Annotated in this window: 12 protein-coding genes; 4 read left to right on the top strand and 8 right to left on the bottom strand. The window is 47.8% G+C overall.

Going from position 1 to position 17495, the window contains the following annotated elements:
• Window positions 1-113: 113 nt before the first annotated feature.
• Window positions 114-1664, bottom strand: a complete 1551-nt coding sequence (locus AC2215_RS10630) for a CPBP family intramembrane glutamic endopeptidase (RefSeq protein ID WP_486809968.1) — start codon at window positions 1662-1664, stop codon at window positions 114-116.
• A gap of 318 nt (window positions 1665-1982) precedes the next feature.
• Here AC2215_RS10630 and AC2215_RS10625 point away from each other — a divergent pair, with 318 nt between their 5' ends.
• From AC2215_RS10625 to AC2215_RS10610, 4 genes are all read left to right on the top strand, one after another.
• Window positions 1983-5696 carry a WG repeat-containing protein gene (locus AC2215_RS10625; protein ID WP_486809967.1) on the top strand — a complete coding sequence of 1238 codons (3714 nt, stop codon included), beginning with the start codon at window positions 1983-1985 and terminating at the stop codon, window positions 5694-5696.
• Between the two features lie 188 nt (window positions 5697-5884).
• Window positions 5885-6019 carry a hypothetical protein gene (locus AC2215_RS10620; protein ID WP_486809966.1) on the top strand — a complete coding sequence of 45 codons (135 nt, stop codon included), beginning with the start codon at window positions 5885-5887 and terminating at the stop codon, window positions 6017-6019.
• A 126-nt stretch (window positions 6020-6145) separates the two neighbouring features.
• Window positions 6146-8038, top strand: coding sequence for a WD40 repeat domain-containing protein (locus tag AC2215_RS10615; protein WP_486809965.1), 1893 nt, complete (start codon window positions 6146-6148; stop codon window positions 8036-8038).
• 523 nt (window positions 8039-8561) lie between these two features.
• On the top strand, window positions 8562-9368 hold the full coding sequence (locus tag AC2215_RS10610) for a DUF928 domain-containing protein (protein WP_486809964.1): 807 nt from the start codon (window positions 8562-8564) through the stop codon (window positions 9366-9368).
• 75 nt (window positions 9369-9443) lie between these two features.
• Here the strand turns inward: AC2215_RS10610 and AC2215_RS10605 are convergent, their stop codons facing one another.
• The 7 genes from AC2215_RS10605 to AC2215_RS10575 form a co-directional block, all read right to left on the bottom strand.
• Window positions 9444-10274 (bottom strand): glycosyltransferase family 2 protein, encoded by an 831-nt coding sequence (locus AC2215_RS10605; RefSeq protein ID WP_486809963.1) that lies wholly within the window; start codon window positions 10272-10274, stop codon window positions 9444-9446.
• Window positions 10275-10302: 28 nt separating this feature from the next.
• A complete protein-coding gene (locus tag AC2215_RS10600; RefSeq protein WP_486809962.1) occupies window positions 10303-11493 on the bottom strand; it encodes a glycosyltransferase in 1191 nt (396 codons plus the stop codon).
• The gene (locus AC2215_RS10595) at window positions 11490-12632 is read right to left on the bottom strand and encodes a glycosyltransferase family 4 protein (protein ID WP_486809961.1); all 1143 of its coding nucleotides are present in this window, start codon (window positions 12630-12632) and stop codon (window positions 11490-11492) included. Before AC2215_RS10595 ends, AC2215_RS10600 begins: the two co-directional genes overlap by 4 nt.
• Window positions 12633-12694: 62 nt before the next feature.
• Complete coding sequence (locus AC2215_RS10590) at window positions 12695-13366, bottom strand: class I SAM-dependent methyltransferase (protein WP_486809960.1); 672 nt, start codon at window positions 13364-13366, stop codon at window positions 12695-12697.
• A gap of 62 nt (window positions 13367-13428) precedes the next feature.
• A complete protein-coding gene (locus AC2215_RS10585; RefSeq protein WP_486809959.1) occupies window positions 13429-14700 on the bottom strand; it encodes a hypothetical protein in 1272 nt (423 codons plus the stop codon).
• Between the two features lie 116 nt (window positions 14701-14816).
• A complete protein-coding gene (locus AC2215_RS10580; RefSeq protein ID WP_486809958.1) occupies window positions 14817-16058 on the bottom strand; it encodes a glycosyltransferase family 4 protein in 1242 nt (413 codons plus the stop codon).
• Window positions 16055-17227: a glycosyltransferase gene (locus tag AC2215_RS10575; RefSeq protein WP_486809957.1), complete on the bottom strand. Its 1173-nt coding sequence runs from the start codon at window positions 17225-17227 to the stop codon at window positions 16055-16057. Before AC2215_RS10575 ends, AC2215_RS10580 begins: the two co-directional genes overlap by 4 nt.
• Window positions 17228-17495: the final 268 nt, after the last annotated feature.

Raw genomic sequence — 17495 nt, 5'->3', positions numbered from 1 at the left:
GAGCTTCAGGGGCAGAGGAAGGAGCATCTTGCTACCGTTTCTCCTTGTCCCCTTGTCCCCTTGTCCCCTTGTCTCCTTGTCCCCTTGTCTCCTTGTCTCCTTGTCCCCATTCTTCAATTCGAGCTGCCGAGAACGAATAAACTCAGTAAGGTGCTGCCGTTCCACAAACTGTGAAGGAGGATGGGGGCGAGGAGATTGCGCGATCGAGTATAGACGGCTCCTAACACGATGCCCAATGTTGCTAAGGGTAGCACTTCCGACAGACTCAAGTGCGCCATGGCAAAGACCAAACTGCTGACAATCACTGCCCCCCACACCGGGAGATAGTTAGTAAGGGCCGGAAGTAAGAAGCCGCGAAAAATGAACTCTTCAAATAGGGGGGCGCAAATGGAAGCGGTGAGGAAAAAACAGGTGATCGCCACCCAATCTTGTCCCTGGAGGGCAATTTCTAAAATCGGGTTGCTGCCCCCTTGTCCTTTCCAGATTTGCTGGTTGAGTAGGGAGATGCCAATGACGACGGGAACGGCGACGAAATAGCCACCCAATCCCCAGAAAAAATCTTTTCCCCGCACTTGAAAGCGAAACCAATCTTCCGGTAGGGGTCGGAAGGGTTCTAAAGATAGGTACATCACCAGCAGTCCGGCAATCGCGGCTAATGCGTAACTCGCCAAAATAGAAACGGCTTGCAACCGAGTCGGGGAAAGGATGGCACTTAAGCCAGAGAGTTTGAGGAGGAGGGGGACGATAGCGAACGCGGCGATGGTTTGTCCGAGAAAAAAGGTGATGAAGAAACCGAGCACCACCACCTGGGCGACGATTTCCCAATTCCAGGGAACGACCCACTGCAGGCGATCGTCGAGAACGAGGATTGAATCTTTGCCTTTGGCAAATCGCTGCCAGATTAAAAATACGAGCAATCCCACACCGACGATGAAGCCGACGATCGAAACCCCGTTGATGAGGACGAGTTTGTAGACGGCACTTTCGGCCCGTTGCTGCTCGAAAGCGATGAGTTGTTCGATCGCAGCCGATCGCCCTTGAACTTGGTAGAGTCGATCGAGGGCGCGATTGCGAAACCAGCCGGATAATCCAGCTTGAAGTAAGATATCCGCATCTGAGGGTAACTCAGGGGAATCGCTCCAAAGTGCGACTAAAACGCTGGCAATGTCTCCAGCATCGCTGGTCGTTGAGCGGTTTTGAGCGCGATCGATTGCCGATTGCCAACTCGACACTGCTGCTTCGATACGAGTTTGACGCGCTTCCAAAAGCCCCAAGCGTAAATCTAAGGTATCTTCAAGCGTTGCTAATCGATCGAGATTCGTTTGAATTTCTTGGGTTTGGGCTTCAGTTGCCGGAACGTCGCTGAGGGTGAGCATATCGAGTTGGCGGCGCTGTTCGGCAATGTTGGTGGTAACCGACTCGCGCGCCTCTTGATATTGTGTCAGCGCTTCCTCAAAGATTTCCTCTCCAAACAAGCGATCGCGCAACTCGGCCAGTTCCGGTTCTTCCGGTTGCCACTGGGCCGCTTGCAGCACCAAGTTAATTTGAGAAAGTTCCAGCTGACCCTGAATTTGAGGTTTTTGCCAGCTACCGAGTAACGACAATCCGATCAGAGCTGTCGTCACGATCGTCAGCGCCGTCAAGATTGCTTGTTTGAAGGTCATATTGAATGAGTTCTAAAACAGCCAGTCTGGAGGGAATGCGGACGTGACGATCGCCCGGTCTCCATCGATGGATGACGTTGAATTCGCCATCCTCAGACCGATCTCAGCATAGGTTCAATTGGTGGACGTGGCAATCATTCGGGCGCGTTAGGAGTCTGGAGGCTTCGGAGGCTTTGGGAGCTTCGGGAGCAAGGGAGGCAAGATCTCGGTAAGATTACACGTACATCACGTCAAAGATGTAACTAGCCAGTGCGATCGAGATTCAGATAGACCCAAGGTGTAATTTCTGCTTGGACTCTCATTTTTCTCCAACTCAAGATGACCCTCCCTAAACTCCTGCGATTGCTGCTTCTGTTCCTAGCGGCGTGGGTTTGTACGATCGCATTTCGTTTGCCGATCGTCTTTCATCCCGGTCCAACCACCAATTTATATCCCATTCACTCCCATGGGAAATACGGCTATGTGAATCAAGCTGGAAAATTGGTGGTTCCGCCTCAGTTCGACTATGCATGGGAATTTTTAGAGGGTTTTGGGTCTGTAAGAGTCGATCTCAAGTGGGGGGCGATCGATTTGCAAGGAAAGACGATCGTTCCCATCGAGTATGACTGGGTGGGACGGTTTTCTGAAGGAATGGCCCCAGTACAAGTCGAGGATAAATGGGGGTTTGTGAACTCACAAGGTGAACTCAGTATTCCCCCACAGTTTGATGGAGTTGGAGGGAGCAATCTAGGTTATCCAGGGAAGGATGAGAAGGTTTTTTCTGACGGGTTGGCGAGCGTCCAAAAGTATGGGAAGTGGGGATTTATCGATCGTGAAGGAAAACAGGTGATTCGCTGCCGCTTTGATGCAGTTACGGCTTTCTCTGAAGGAGTTTCTAGGGTTCGCTCTGGAGATTATCGCGGGACGATCGATACACAAGGTAAATGGGTTAGGATTCAAGACATTTCTGGTGGTTCATACTATGACGATAAATTTTTTCAGGGAATTCGGATAGAATTTAAAAAATCACCGAAAATCAGTTTTTACCGCGATCGACAAAACAAAATAATTGGCTCTTACCCTTGGAATCCTCCGAAGTTAGCCAGAGAGTTTCAGGAGGGACTGGCAATCGTTTGGGAACCCTCTCTAAATCAAAAGAATAGAGGAATCGATTATCCCATCCCCGCAGACTCAGAGTCTGCCATGTTTATAATTCCACCAAAATGTGGATTTCAAGATGAGACTGGTCGAGTGGCGATCGACTTAAAATTTGAAAAATGTCGGCTGTTTCAGGAGGGATTTGCAGCAGTTAAAGTTCAGGATAAGTGGGGATATATCGATAAAACTGGTGAGTTTATTGCTTCGCCACAATTCGAATATGCCGATGACTTTTTTGAAGGTCTTGCATTGGTTATATTGAAGGGGAAATACAGCTTTATTGATTCTTCGGGTCAGCTAATTGTACCTTTCAAATTTGACCAACTCGATCGTCAAGATTTTTGGGCGGATTCAGCTAACGCTCAGTTTGGTGAGCCAGATTTTGATGCAACAATTCTAGAGTTTAACTCGTATCGAATTTCAAAAACGATCGAACCTCATCGGTTTCATCATGGATTTGCAAAAATTCTCCAAGATGATAAATGCGGATATATCGATCGCACGGGAAAAATTTCAATTCCAATTGAATTTACGAATTGTTCTCCATTTGATGAATATGGCATTGCCCAAGCAACGCGCGGTTCGGAAATTCCGGAATCCGTTTATCTGACTCGTCAAGGTAAAATCATCAAAAATAACTCTTATCTCAATCTCCAAAAACTTCTGGTTTCCATCTTTGGCTTTCTGCTTTGGATTATCGCCATTAGCGTGCATGAGTTCGGTCATGCGATCGTTGCCTATTGGGGAGGAGATAAATCGGTCAAAGACAAGGGATACTTAAATTTTAATCCCATTAAATATTTTAACCCCATTACGAGCTTAATATTGCCGGGTTTTGCCTTTGCTGCGGGAGGTTTAATACTACCCGGTGCGGCAGTTTATATTGAAGAAGAACAGCTTCGGAACCACTTCTGGAAGAGTGCGATGGCTGCCGCCGGACCCATGGGAAGTGCATTATTTGGTTTATTACTCGTACCAGTCTTTCACCTCAGCATCGCTCGGGAAGCACCTTCCTGGATTTCTGGATTTTTAGCCTTTTTTATTGAGTTGCAGTGTCTGATGACACTGCTTAACTTGATACCCATTCCGCCGCTGGATGGTTTTCGAGTTATCTACGCCTGGTTTCCATCCAAATGGCAGAATAAAACCCTATTTGGATGGGGTTCTCTAATGGGTTTAATATTTTTATTTATTTTGCCCTTATTTGTTCCGGCGACGGCAATTGTTTTTAATCCCATGTTTGATGGGGTAATGACAATTCTCGAGAATTTAGGGATTTCCGAAGATTGGGTGGTGAAAGGCTGGAAATTCTTCGATCGCACCTATACCGCCTCATTTTTATTAGTTGTTGGTCTTTTTTACTTAAGTTACAAGCCGAAATTAATTTTTAAAGCTGCCGGTTCTTTCCTGGGATTCATAGTATATACAACAGAATCCTGGTTCAAAGTTAAAAACCAGAATGAGCGATATCAAAAATTACTCATCATTTTTGATAAATGTCTCAAACTTAATCCCGATGATTCTTGGATTTGGGGGAAGAAAGGACATAACCTTCAAGGTCTGAAACGTCATGAGGAAGCAGCCACTGCTTTTGAAAAAGCTCTCGAACTCGATCCAAAGTATTACTGGGCTTGGAGACAGAAAGGATGGAGCCTCCAAGAACTAAACCGTCACGAGGAAGCCGTCACTGCTTTTGAAAAAGCCCTCAAACTCGACCCAAAGTATTACTGGGCTTGGGAGCAGAAAGGATGGAGCCTCCAAGAACTAAACCGTCATCAGGAAGCACTCACCGCTTTTGAAAAAGCCCTCGAACTCGACCCAAAGTATTGCTGGATATGGGACAAGAAAGGACGAAGCCTTCTAAAACTGAAACGTTATGAGGAAGCGATAACTGCTTTTGAAAAATGTCTAAAACGCTATCCCAAGGATGCCTGGGCTTTGGGGCAGAAAGGATTTAGCTTCCAACAACTCAACCGTCATCAGGAAGCAGTCACTGCTTTTGAAAAAGCCCTCAAACTTAATCCCAAGGATGCCTGGGCTTGGAGACAGAAAGGATGGAGCCTTCAACAACTCAACCGTCATCAGGAAGCAGTCACTGCTTTTGAAAAAGCCCTCGAACTCAATCCCAAGGATTCCTGGGCTTGGGAGCAGAAAGGATGGAGCCTCCAACAACTCACTGCGTTGAAAAAATCCCGCGAACTCAACCATACAAATTCCTGGGCTTGGGGAACGAAAGGATTCAGCCTCCAACGACTGAAACGTCACGAGGAAGCACTCACCGCTTTTGAAAAAGCCCTCGAACTCAATCCTAAAGATTCCTGGGCTTGGGGGAAGAAAGGATTGAGCCTGCAAAAATTGAACCGCTATGAGGAAGCACTAGCTGCGTTTGAAAAATATATCCAAGGCTGCGATCGAGAATTGGGGTCCGATGCTTTCTTAATTTCTGATGTTTTTGAGGGGTATCAAGGGGCAATCGTCTGTTGTGAGAAAGTGCTGCAATCTTCCCCAGAGAATGCACTAGCCTGGGGTCTTCGAGGTTGGGCATTGCAGGAACTCGGATGCTATGACGCTGCGATTGGCTCCTACGATCTAGCGTTAGAATACCAGAGCGATACCCAACAAGTGGCAGAGATTTGGAACTTAAAAGGTATTTGTCTCGATCGCCTCAAACGGTATCCCGAAGCCCTGGAATCATATCGTCACGCCATCGAAAAAGCGATCGAACTCGAACTCTCAACGAAAAAATTACAGTATTTCCAGTCGTTTCGAGGTTTAACCCTATTCCATCTGAATCGACACGAAGAGGCTGTGGAGGCGTATCTACACAGCCAAGGGATGAACCCCAGTTCGATGCAACGTTCGGATGGGAACCTCATCGAAATCTACAAACCTTGACTCGCCTTCCTCATCCCATTCCCTCATCAATAGGACTTCCGCACGAGCACTACATCAATCGAGGGCGAATGCCATTCGCCCCTACACATGGTGTTGGCGAGGTGAATTTGCGTAAGTCCCGATCGAATTTAATGGGTGACTGCCCAGAAATTTGTAGGGTGGGCAGTTTTTTGCACGGGGTTTTCACTTTGATACGAACCATCGAACTGCCCACCTTCACCAGTATCCGAATTGTGATGGCGGTTGCGATAAAATCCGATCGCCCCGGACAATTCGCAACGGTAAGTTTCGATCGGGCGATCGAGTGGCAGAATGGGGAGTAGATCCGAAAAGGCGATCGTTTTCATCTGAAGCGATCGAAGCTGTTCTATAAACAAAAGAAGAAAACTTCTTTGTCCTGATGAGATCGCCAGTCAAATACCGGGGACATCGACAAAAGGATAAGACCGTTGAGTAACTCCAATCGGTTAGAAGCGACAGAATATCTCTGCTGGGCGAGTTCGGCAGTCGGTTCGGCCGTGGCTGCGTTTTCGGGTCAGTTTCTCTATGCCAGCGTTCCGATATGTTGTTCGCTGTTGCTAAACTTAGTGAACCGTCGCCGGCTTAACGCGGTGATGCAGCGACAAATGATGGGGGCAATCGTCCGGGTTCACCAGCAACTTTCTCAAGATATACAAACTTTCGGGCCTCAGAGGCAAGGTTTACCCGAATCCGTCGCGCCCAAACTCGATGGGAGTACTCCTTTAATTGGCCCCGTACCGCCTACTCTCAGCCAGGCGCGATTGTCGCAACTCGACGATTTGCAACTCGTGTACCAAGAAATCGTTCAGTTGCAAGAGCAATACACCAGCGTGCGGGATTCCCTGGCGGGGGTGGTGGATTACTTAAATAACTCTCACCTGGCGACGAAAGTGAGCGTTCTCGAACAAGAAATCGATCGCCTCTACAGTCACGTCCGCCTGGTGCAACAACACCTAGAACAACAGCACTTAGAAACCGATCGATTTCAAGGGGGAGACCCCAACTTCCATATCCAAGAAGAAGCCATTTCCAATCTTTCCTCAAACTCCTTCAATGGGGGTTGGGTTGGGGAATACGATGCAACGCACCCCTACTCAACTGCAACCGCACCCTCTTTTACGGTCAGCCGCAACAAAACGCGATCGGCTCAGTCCGTAGAAGAAGAAGCGCCAGTATCCGAAGCGATCGCCTCATCGATTGCCCTGCCTAGCTTCAGCGTCGAGGCACCTCCTCAAACCCACGCGGAATCTCAACCCGAACCCCAAATCCAAGCTCAAGCCCAAACCGTAACGTCAACGGAACCCCAAACTGTACCGCTCACGGAAGCTCAAACCCAACTCCTGCAAACCCCCCTCAAGGAGACTCCGAGTTGGGAATGTATTGCCACCCTCACCGACCATTCCGATTGGGTAAGCGATTTGGCCGTTTCCCCCGACGGTCAGACCCTGATTGGCAGTAGCTTCGATAAAACCCTGCAACTGTGGAACCTTAAGACTCGCGAACCCATCGCCATCTTGGCCGAACATACCAGTCCGGCGATCGCCATTGCTGTCACCCCCGATGGCAAATACCTTGCCAGTGGCAGTTGGGATAAAACCATCAAACTGTGGGATTTGGAAAAGCAAAAAGCGGTCTGCACCCTCACCGACGACTCAGAAAATGCGGGTTCGGTGCGATCGATTGCCATCAGTCCCGACGGGCAAATCCTGGCAAGCGGCTGGTTCGACCAAACTATTAAACTGTGGAAGCTCAAAACCACCGGCAAGCGCAAACGCCCCAGCGCCACCTTTCTGGGTAGTTATTCGGGGCATTCCGGTCGAGTAGACGCGATCGCCTTTAGCCCCGATAGTTCCCTGCTGGTGAGCGGCAGCGCGGACGGTACCCTCAAGCTATGGCAGCTCAATACTACCGGCAAACCCCTGCAAGATTTAACCCGGACCTTTGCCGAAACCTCAGAACCCGTTACCGATGTCGCATTCAGCCCCGACGGCAAGTACTTTGTCAGTGCCAGTCGCGATCGAACCCTGCGGGTGTGGGATGTGGCTCATCAAACCTTAAAATCTCAACCCATCGGTCATGCCGGTGCGGTGATGGCTGTAGCCTTTTCCCCCGATGGCAAGACCCTCGCCAGTGCCAGTACCGACGGGACCATCGGATTGTGGGATTTTGAAGGCGATCGACTCCTGGAAGTTCTCACCGGCGAGGCAGGTGCGATGATGTCGGTGGCGATCGCGCCTCAAGGGCAGGCGATCGTGGGTGGTAGTGCGGAAGGCATCATTAAAATTTGGCAGCCCATCGATGCTTCCAACTCAAAAGACTAAAATTTGGTGGGTTTGAGTCTCATATCGGCTTCGAGCGCGGTTTTTGTCGATATCGCTATGAATTTCTAGTGGTATTTTGACAAAAATTCGACTGGTGAGGACATTTTTTTTGCGCGATCGTTGGGAACGCGAGCAAAATGTTTGTGCACTCCGCATACACGCACGCAAACACAAACGGACTAAATTGTCCTAAGAGAGTTGAAAAAAAATCAAGTACCCCCTAACTTATCAATTCGGAGTAGGAGTCTTCTTAGTGCAGCCATGCCGACAGGCGCTTGCGGCATTTGATTCCTACGGTGGGTATATTCTTTTCCCATACTAACGTCACTGAATATGGCGATGATTCCGTGTTTGTAAGGTTTGTGCAAGGAATTTCGTATTTTATAAAAGCTCTAAAAAATACGTGTTTTCCTCTACTTAATTCGAGGAAGTGTCCAATATAATTGGGATAGATAGCAACCTTTGATTTTCAGCACGTACACTCATTTAATTGCACAAAAATGACATATTGAGAGTGTTTATCATGACTCGGAAAAAATTGACTCGGTCTCTGATTCCTTTGACAATCGCCATGTCTCTGGGGCTGTTTGCAGCACCGGGGATGAGTGAATCCTACCCGGATAGCCTTGGGGAATCGAGCCAGATTGTTGGCAATGAGTGGAATGCGTTTAGCCCACCGGCGGATATGGGAACTCCCGGTAGACGAGAGGGTGGCGGCACTCGCGGAGACTGTGCGACTGTTGGCAGTGCTCTGACTGCATTGATTCCCGAAACGAACGCCGGTGCGACGATCTCCGGTAGTCCGTCTCTCTTTTTCCACGTTCCCGCCACCTCGGAACGAATCGAACTTGAATTCGTATTGCAGGATGTCGAGCGCAATACAATCTATACAAAAACTCTGAGTGCACCCGCAAGATCTGGAATTGTCCAGATAGACCTTAAAGATGAAGCCTCGCTAGAGCTGCAAGTGGGTCAACATTATCACTGGTATTTCTCCGCCATCTGCAACCCGAACGATCGCAGTGCGGACATTCACGTTGAAGGCTGGATTCAGCGCATCGAATCGGAGACAACTGAAGCCAAGCTTCAGACGGCAACTTCTCCTAGCGAGACAATCGCCGTTTATAACGAGTCTGCGCTCTGGTACGATGCCTTGGCTGCGATGGCCGAGCAACGCCGCGCGAATCCGGATGATGTGAATTTAGAGGCTCAGTGGCAGCAGTTACTCGCCACTGTCGGACTCAATTCGATCGCTCAAGCTCCCTTAGTTGAATGGAATAGCGTTCAATACTTTGCCTTCAAAAAATACATCGCCCGTCAATATCGATAGATCTTGACAAAATCCTAACTAACTGTTTCAAACCTCCATTTGAGATGGGCTGACTTTAACAGTCAGCCCTTTTTTTTATCCACGATCGCCAATATCTTTATACTCTTTGTCTTTATACTCTTTGTGAGACGGGTAGCCATCGTCGTTTAGGTATTCTGCTTCCATTAGCCGTAGCGAGAGTAGCATTTCTGCAAATACCCGTTGCAATGCATAATACCATCCCGGCGGACCATCAAATATTCCACCTTTTAAAATTAGGCAGTATACCAAAACGAGCCAGGGAGCAAATATTTTGTACTTGCGAATTCGATCGGCTCGACTCAGTTGACTGGCAGGGGTTTCTCGCAGCTTTTTGGCTTCGAGTACCATATAGCGATCTTGCGCCCAAATCCATCGACTTAGGGGTTTGCGATCGTCATGGTAAATATAAGACAATAGCCGATCGCACCGACCTTCAACTCGTAGCACTTGCGTATGTCCGTCATCGACATAAATAGCTTTATTCTTTTTAAACAAACAAATCCGAGGGGGGAGTAACGTTCCTCGCAAGGGATGACCCCAAACGCAATATTTAAACGAGATCGAATAGCCATCGATCGAATCTATTTCAGATAAAGATTCAATTTCTTCGAGGAGTCGATATCTAACGAAATAATCGGCATCTAGAGATAGAACCCACTCCGACTCGACTTTTTCTAAACCGTAGTTCCATTGGTTAGCATGGGTATCGAAGTCTCGCTGAAATATTTTTACTTGCGGATAACGTTGCAAAATCTTCAGCGTGTCATCAGTACTATTGCTATCCACAATAATTATTTGTGTTGCCCAAGTTAGATTTTTGAGCGTGCGCTCGATATTTAGTGCTTCGTTATAAGTTAAAATTAACGGTGTAATTTTTTCTAGCATTATCTATTAAAAAAAATAAATTTATAATTTATCGAGCGTAGCTTTTGAAAATAATTTTATTTTCAATTATTTCACGATATCTACTCACTAAATTAGCTGCAATCTGATTCCATGTATATCGTTCGAATATTAAATTTCGCGCGCGATCGCCCATTTCTTTTGCCTGCTGCGGGTTCTTCAAACATTCTATTAAAGCACGAGCAATTTCTTCCGCATCTAGATTGACAATCCGAGCCGCACCCTCGACACCCGCTTCGGGAAAGTTACAACCGGTGCTCAGAATACAAGGCAAACCCGATGCCATTCCTTCTAATACCGAGATGCTAAAACCTTCCGAGTAAGATGGTGCGATATAAAGGGTTGCCGCAGCCAAAGCCGAGTATTTGAGAGTTCGATCGAGCATTCCAGTAAATGTTACCGATTCCAGGCAACCTGCTGCGCGAACAGATTGGCGAACAGTGGGTAGAAAACCAATATTATCGGGACCGGCAACAACCAAATGAGTATTAGAAAATCGATCGCAAACTTTGGCAAATGCTGGTACGAGTAAATCGAGTCCCTTTTTTGGGTCGATTCGTCCGAGAAATAAAATAATTGCTTTATCTTGAGTCTCTGGGAAGTTTTTGTAAAAAATATCGGCAGTAGTAGGGTGAGAAAAATCACGCTCTCGAATACCATTTGGAATTACAAATAATGGTGGTTTTAGATTGAGCAATTTTACACTATTGAGTTCCGAGGAAGCGAGCAAATGAATTGCACTTGCGCGGTTGAGAGCCGGTTTTTCTAATAACCGATAGTAGAGCCGTTTTTTCCAGGCTTTATAAGAGAGCGCCCAAGGTTCTAACATCCCCCGGGGAGTCACGAGATAAGGAATATTATATTGCTGGCAAGCTCGATAGACTGATAACATCGAAGGGGAAAAAATTGCGTTTGTATGGGCGATGTCATAGTCTTGGATATGGTTGCAAACCCATCGATTGAATGACAGACTAATTTTATAATCGCCAATATTCCAAGCCGGAAAGTATCGCACGCGATAATTCGGTCGATCGAGCCACGTTTGCAGCGGTACGTCTAAACTCGTTTTCCCATTGGCATTGGTGGTCACTAAGTCGAGATGCACGCCGCAATTTCCCAAAGCTTCCGCAAGCTGAACCACGCTATTGGACGGTCCACCGTATACATTTCCTAAAGCCGGAATGACCATTAAAATCTTCATGTTTCCTCACCTTTTATTGCCGCTTCAATTGCCGCGATTAAACCCCTTGCAAAGCGATCCGGTGAAAAGTTCTGGATATGCTCTAATGCTGCCTGTCCCATTTTTTGTAAGTCGATTTCTTGCGTACTCATTCGCACCATTAAATCGATAAGTTGTTGGCGATTTTCCGGATCGAACCCAAAACCATTTACCCCCTCCACGACTAAATCTTCAAAGCAGCCGCAACGATTGGAGACTAACACCGGTAAACCCGATGCCATCGCCTCGTTTACCACGAGTCCCCACTGTTCTACGGTGCTGCTATGGATGAAACAGCTTGCATGCGCGAAGTAGGGAAGCAGCTCGTTTTGTTGAAGAAAACCTGGCGTGCAAACAAACTCTTGGAGGTGGAGTTGCTGAATCTGGCGTTCGATTTTAGCCTTTAATTCCCCATCCCCGCATAAGACTAAATCCCAGGTTCGATCGCTCTTTATGTTTGTTCGATACTGTGAATAACAATCGAGCAAAAATGCAATATTTTTTTTTGGAATAAATCTAGATATAGCAATGAAATAGTTCTTTTTAACAGGTCTGGGTAACGATCGATTTTTCTGCGGATCGAACACTGAATTATCCACAGTATCGTATCCCGTAAAAATGCGATCGGATCGAAAACCTAGTTTTTCTAGATAAGACTTGTGAGGTTGACCCCCCACTAATGCCGCACGATACCCAGAGGCGATCGCACTTTTGATTCCTTCTCGCCAAAATCTCCGCTTCGCATCCCGTTCGTGAGTTTCGGAAAATAAAATTGCGATTTTTTGATGCCACTGACACCAAAATAAAGCGGCTAACATCGCAGGTCTGGCATATCCAGAAATTGCAATAATATCTGGATTCAGTTTCGATAAGCGATGATAGAGCTGACGAACAAGCTGATGCCAACTCAGGTGAAAGAACTCTTCTTCTGAGGTTAACGAAATTATCGGACAGGCAATCTTTTCGAGAGTAGTTTTCCATTGATAATCTACTCCCGATCTCGTTAACTCAAGTCCCGTTACCTCCCAATAACGGGTTTGACAATGTTGGTGAAAAGCCTCTAATCGAGATAGGTGATAGGGACCGTAGTTGGTAAACAGAATCGCAATTTTTTTCGTCACCTCTTTTTGCACCTCTTTTTCTGTCCCGTTAAATAATGTGAGAGTTCTTGCTTTTGGGGAGTTTAAGGTGCGATCGAAACTTCAGCATGAAAACTGGTATGCTTCCAGGCGGGGGGTAACGGCATGATGCGCTCTTTGAAATACCTCGATCCGAAGACAATGTCTCCGATGTCGAAACCGTGGCGGCGAACGAGTTGTCGCAGGGTTCGCGGACAAAACCAGCAAGTATGTTCGGGATTTGTCCAAAATTCAGTTTTAAAGGCCGCGCGAACGGTATGTTTCCAAAACCAAGGGTTAGGTGTAGAAATTAAAAGTTTGCTCTCTGCATGCATATGATGGCGGCAAGAGGATAAGAAACCTTGTAAATCTTCTAAATGCTCGATAATATCTCCCGCAACAAGTACATCAAATTTTTGCTGAAGGTCAAAATGTTGTGCGTCTGCAACGACGATATTAAATCCTCGATCGACTAAATATTGGACTCCCGCGGTATCAATATCAATTCCGATAACCGAATCGGCAACCTGTTGGATGGCTTTGTGCAGCCAATACGGACTTTGATAGTTTTTCGGATCGTGCTGAACGCAGCCGATATCTAAAACAGATTTTCCTTGACAAAATTGGGTAACAAACTGAATCTTAGAATCGCGAACGGCAATTTTCGGATTAGAGGCGTTTGCAACATTATCTTTAGATGTAGGATGGGTATATTTTTGAGTGTGAGTTGGGAGCATCGTATCAATGTTCTCCTTATTCTGCTTTTTGATAATTTGGTAAAATTCAAAATCCTCAAAGCTTATTGAAGATTGGCAAGCGCCGTACTGGGATATTTTTTCGATCGCGATGAATAAACCAAGAAGCCCACAAAAATTAGTTGAAATATAATTTCTTGAAAAAATCGTTGATTGCCATGGGTAACTCCCACCATCATCGAACTGCAAGAACTAGCATAGAGGATTTGACTCAAAAGACTATTATGATAAAGTGCGGAAATCCAAACATGTTTAAAAAAATAGGCGACACCGTAAAAAATCAGACATCCAAAATAGCCAAACTCTAAAAATGAATCTCCAATCCCAGTGGTGGTAGACCCATTCGGGATACTGTAGCCTAATAAACTGTTGGTATCGAAGTTGGTGAGATGAAATTGCAATGAATTTTTAAATCCATAACCGAGAAGCTGTCCGGGAACGTATTGAAAGACGATCGCATCCCAAAATCCAGTCCCATAGCCATATTGACCGGTTTTTACCGCTGCATCCATTAACATGGCAGCATTTCTCAATTCTAAAATTTCTCCTTCGAGAACCCGATTTAACCCTTGCACGAAATTAATATTCGAGACATTGCCATTCAAAATTGCCAGCCAAAAGTCGCCGCGAAGTTGACCCAAGAGTGGAATAATATATGCTGCTGCGACAATTAAGCCGAGGGTGAGGAATCGAGGGGGTAAAATTCGGCGAATATAGAAAGCTGAAATGCCCAGGATAATGAAGAAGGTAAACGTCGGCTGACGGCGACCGATTAAAATTGCATTTTGGACGATCGGATATCCCGCAATAATGGCTAAGATGATATTGATTTTGGTCGGTTTCTTTAAGGCTAAAAGTGCCATGATCGCCAGGGCAATATAAAGCACTTTAGTAAAAAAGAGATAAATCGTTGCCGGTCCCGTCCAATTACTATTGGCGGCAAATTGAATCGTGGTACGCGATAACAGAAACGTAAAAAAGTACCCGATAAAAATGAGAACGATCGCCCCTCTGCGTAGTTTGCGATCGCTCAGGGGAATTGAGAGTTTTTTGAGCAGTTTGCGATCGGGTTTAGATCGATCGCCCAACCAACACATCCCCGCACACAAACAACACATGAGTAACACTCGTTCGATGGCTTCGGAACTCGCTGCTCCTGGCGTTTCTACAAGAGCGATCGCCTGGGGTACGATAAACGAGATAAAAATCGTTCCCATGATGAACGGATATTGATAAATCCGCTCCGGACGCATCAATCCCCAGGCAATCAGCGCGATGCAAATCCCGATAAATAAGTTGAGGTAGAAGTTCACCATAGGTCGATTTCCGACGCCTAAATCGATGCACGAATCTTGAGATGGCTTTGACTATAGCGGTTCTCCAGTGAGTGAGGTCTTAGATTTAATCTCAAGTCCCCCTTAAAAAGGGGGATTTAGGGGGATCGCCATAGCTCATGCATCTGAGAAATGCTATAGATTGCCTTAACTAAGCGATCGCCATAGCGATCGAAATTATTCTTGAGATTTTTCTGCCGAATATTATGTCTAAGCGTTGCAAGTAACGTCTTATCCTCCATGAATAAATTGAGCCGTTCGACAATACTCTCCACATCCCGAATCGGCACGATAAATCCTTCCACCCCGTCCCGAACGATCGAACCCGAATTGGGCGTGGTAATCACGGGCAATCCACACGCCAGGGCTTCATAAATCGCCGTTGCCGACCCTTCACAAATCGACGGGAGTAAAAAAACATCCGCCCACTGATAATGTTGGAGAATTCGATCGCGGGGAACCGGGCCGACGAGTTCGAGATGTTCTTGCAATGCCGAGATGGCTGGGGGTAAAACGCCAACGGGCCCTACCATCCGAAATACCGCTCTATTCTGCAACCGTTTTGCCGCTTCTAAGATATAAGGCGCGCCTTTCCTCAGCCCCACAGAACCCACCGTTAACACCCGCAATGGACCGGGATGGGGAGGTTGCGGTGACGGAACGAATCGATCGCCCACCCCATAGGAAACGACGACACAACGCTCGCTAGGACCGCCACACTCCTCGATACCGGTCCGCACGAAATCCGAACCGCAGAGAATTCGATCGGCCAGTTCCCACTCCTGCTGCTCTCGTTCCATATACTCTTGCCGGAACGCCGTCTGTTCCAGAGGTGCTTCCCAGCCGGGGTGCAATTCTCGTTCTTCGTTCATCAGGCGAAACTCGATCGCATGGGGGGCGATGGTTTGCTCGAGAATTGTTTGCAAGCCTTGCCGTTTAGCCGCCGCTAGCAGTTCCAATCCCGCCGTATTGAACACGTAAATCCCCGTCCCCCGCAGACCTTGGCGCAGAATTAACCGTCCGAAGGTTTTCCCCGCCCACAAAAAGATGGGAATCGATTGCGAGGAGGAACCCGACCGGCGCAAGCGGCGCGCGTACTCGAATCCAAACCCCGAAAATGTCGCGATCCGATCGCGGGGAATTCGGGGAACGCGACCGGCAAGACGGGCGACGGCCGGGCTTCGGAACCGGGGGGGAATCCGTCGCAAGTATTGGGGCCATCCGCGCACCGCACAGATATCGTTGTACAAAAGCTCTAGCATTCCCCTAGCGTTCAAAATTTCAGGGATGGCGTAATGGCGGCGCGCGCCGAGTTGGGCAACCAGGAGTGAGGGTTTCATGGCTGACTCCCGCCAATGGCTTCGGGGACAGGGGGTTGGCGCAAATAGGAGACCCACGCCTGTTTGAGGGCAGCGTAGGAGTAGCGTTCTCGATAAAACTGCTGTAACTGGTCTCGATCGATTTCCCCCCGTGCCAGCCTTTGTGCCATTTGCCGGACGCCAGTGACAAATGCGGGAGTTCGATCGGGTTCGAGATTCATATCGGGTTCCGGGGAAACGACGATCGCATTGGGATTTTCCACCCCGTAATCGGGAATGCCACCCACCCCGTAGGCGACAAAGGGCACACCACAGGCCATCGATTCCAGCAAAACCAGGGGGGCGCCTTCCTCACCGATAGTGGGGAGCAATGTCAGATCGTAACGACTGAGGAGATCCACGTATCCCTGTCCGTCCGGATAGGGCCCGAAACACTTGACTCGATCGCCGATCCCCCGCGCCTGAATGTAATTGCGGATGAGCGCTTCTTCCGAACCACTACCGTAAACGTGCAGTTGACCCAGATCGTCTTTGAGATAATCCCATTGACGCACCAGCCAAAACGCTTGTTTGTGAGGTTCCAAGCGGCTGAAAAGGGCGGCTTTCGCTTGTCCGAGGGAGACTTTTCGGGTGGGCGGTTGCGGTAACGTTGCCGTCAGTTCTAGGGGTTCTGGCATCGCGGGAATCGCCGGAACTGTCTTGTGCCAACCAAAGCTACTGGCGAAGTTGCTCGCGACGGTGGGGGATTGTCCCACCACTTCATCAAACCACCACTTCACCCCCCATCGAGAATCCCGCCATTGAGAGCGCATACCGGACATGACTTCGTGAAAAATACTGCGAACGGATGAGGGCAGGATTAAGGGCAGTACGCTCAAATACCAACTCGTGCCGACACCTAAATAAATTTGGGGATGAAAATTTCTCGAAATTTGGACGAGTTCAAAAAACTTGCGCAGATTCGCGAGAATTTTCGATCGGGGATGGGAAATATTCGGATCGATGAAACGAATCTCAATCCCATCGATATTCAAACTGGCACTCAAATTTGCCCGATCGCCCTCTGAAATTCGCTGAGGGGTTAAAATCAAAACCTCCATACCCGACTCGGCAAGGGCGATCGACAGCCAGCGAAGATGGCTTTGAATGCCCCCGCGTCCGGCAATAACTCCGTAGACTAAAACTTTCATATCTGCTTCTCCTGCCCAAAGCGGAAGTCACGTTCGTTTCGAGTCTCGATGGTATTGAGTTATTGTCGTTGCCCAACCGTTAGGAGTTCCCGCTTTGGGAGGATGGGTAGCTTTTGGGAGCATCGGAGGCTAAATTCTCCCCCCTTGTCCCCTTGTCCCCTTGTCCCCTTGTCCCCTTGTCCCCTTGTCCCCTTGTCCCCTTGTCCCCTTGTCCCCTTGTCCCCTTGTCCCCTTGTCTCCTTGTCTCCTTGTCTCCCTTGTCCCCTTG

The sequence above is a fragment of the Zarconia sp. genome, from assembly GCF_057467645.1.
This window is presented reverse-complemented; position numbering and strand designations above follow the sequence as displayed.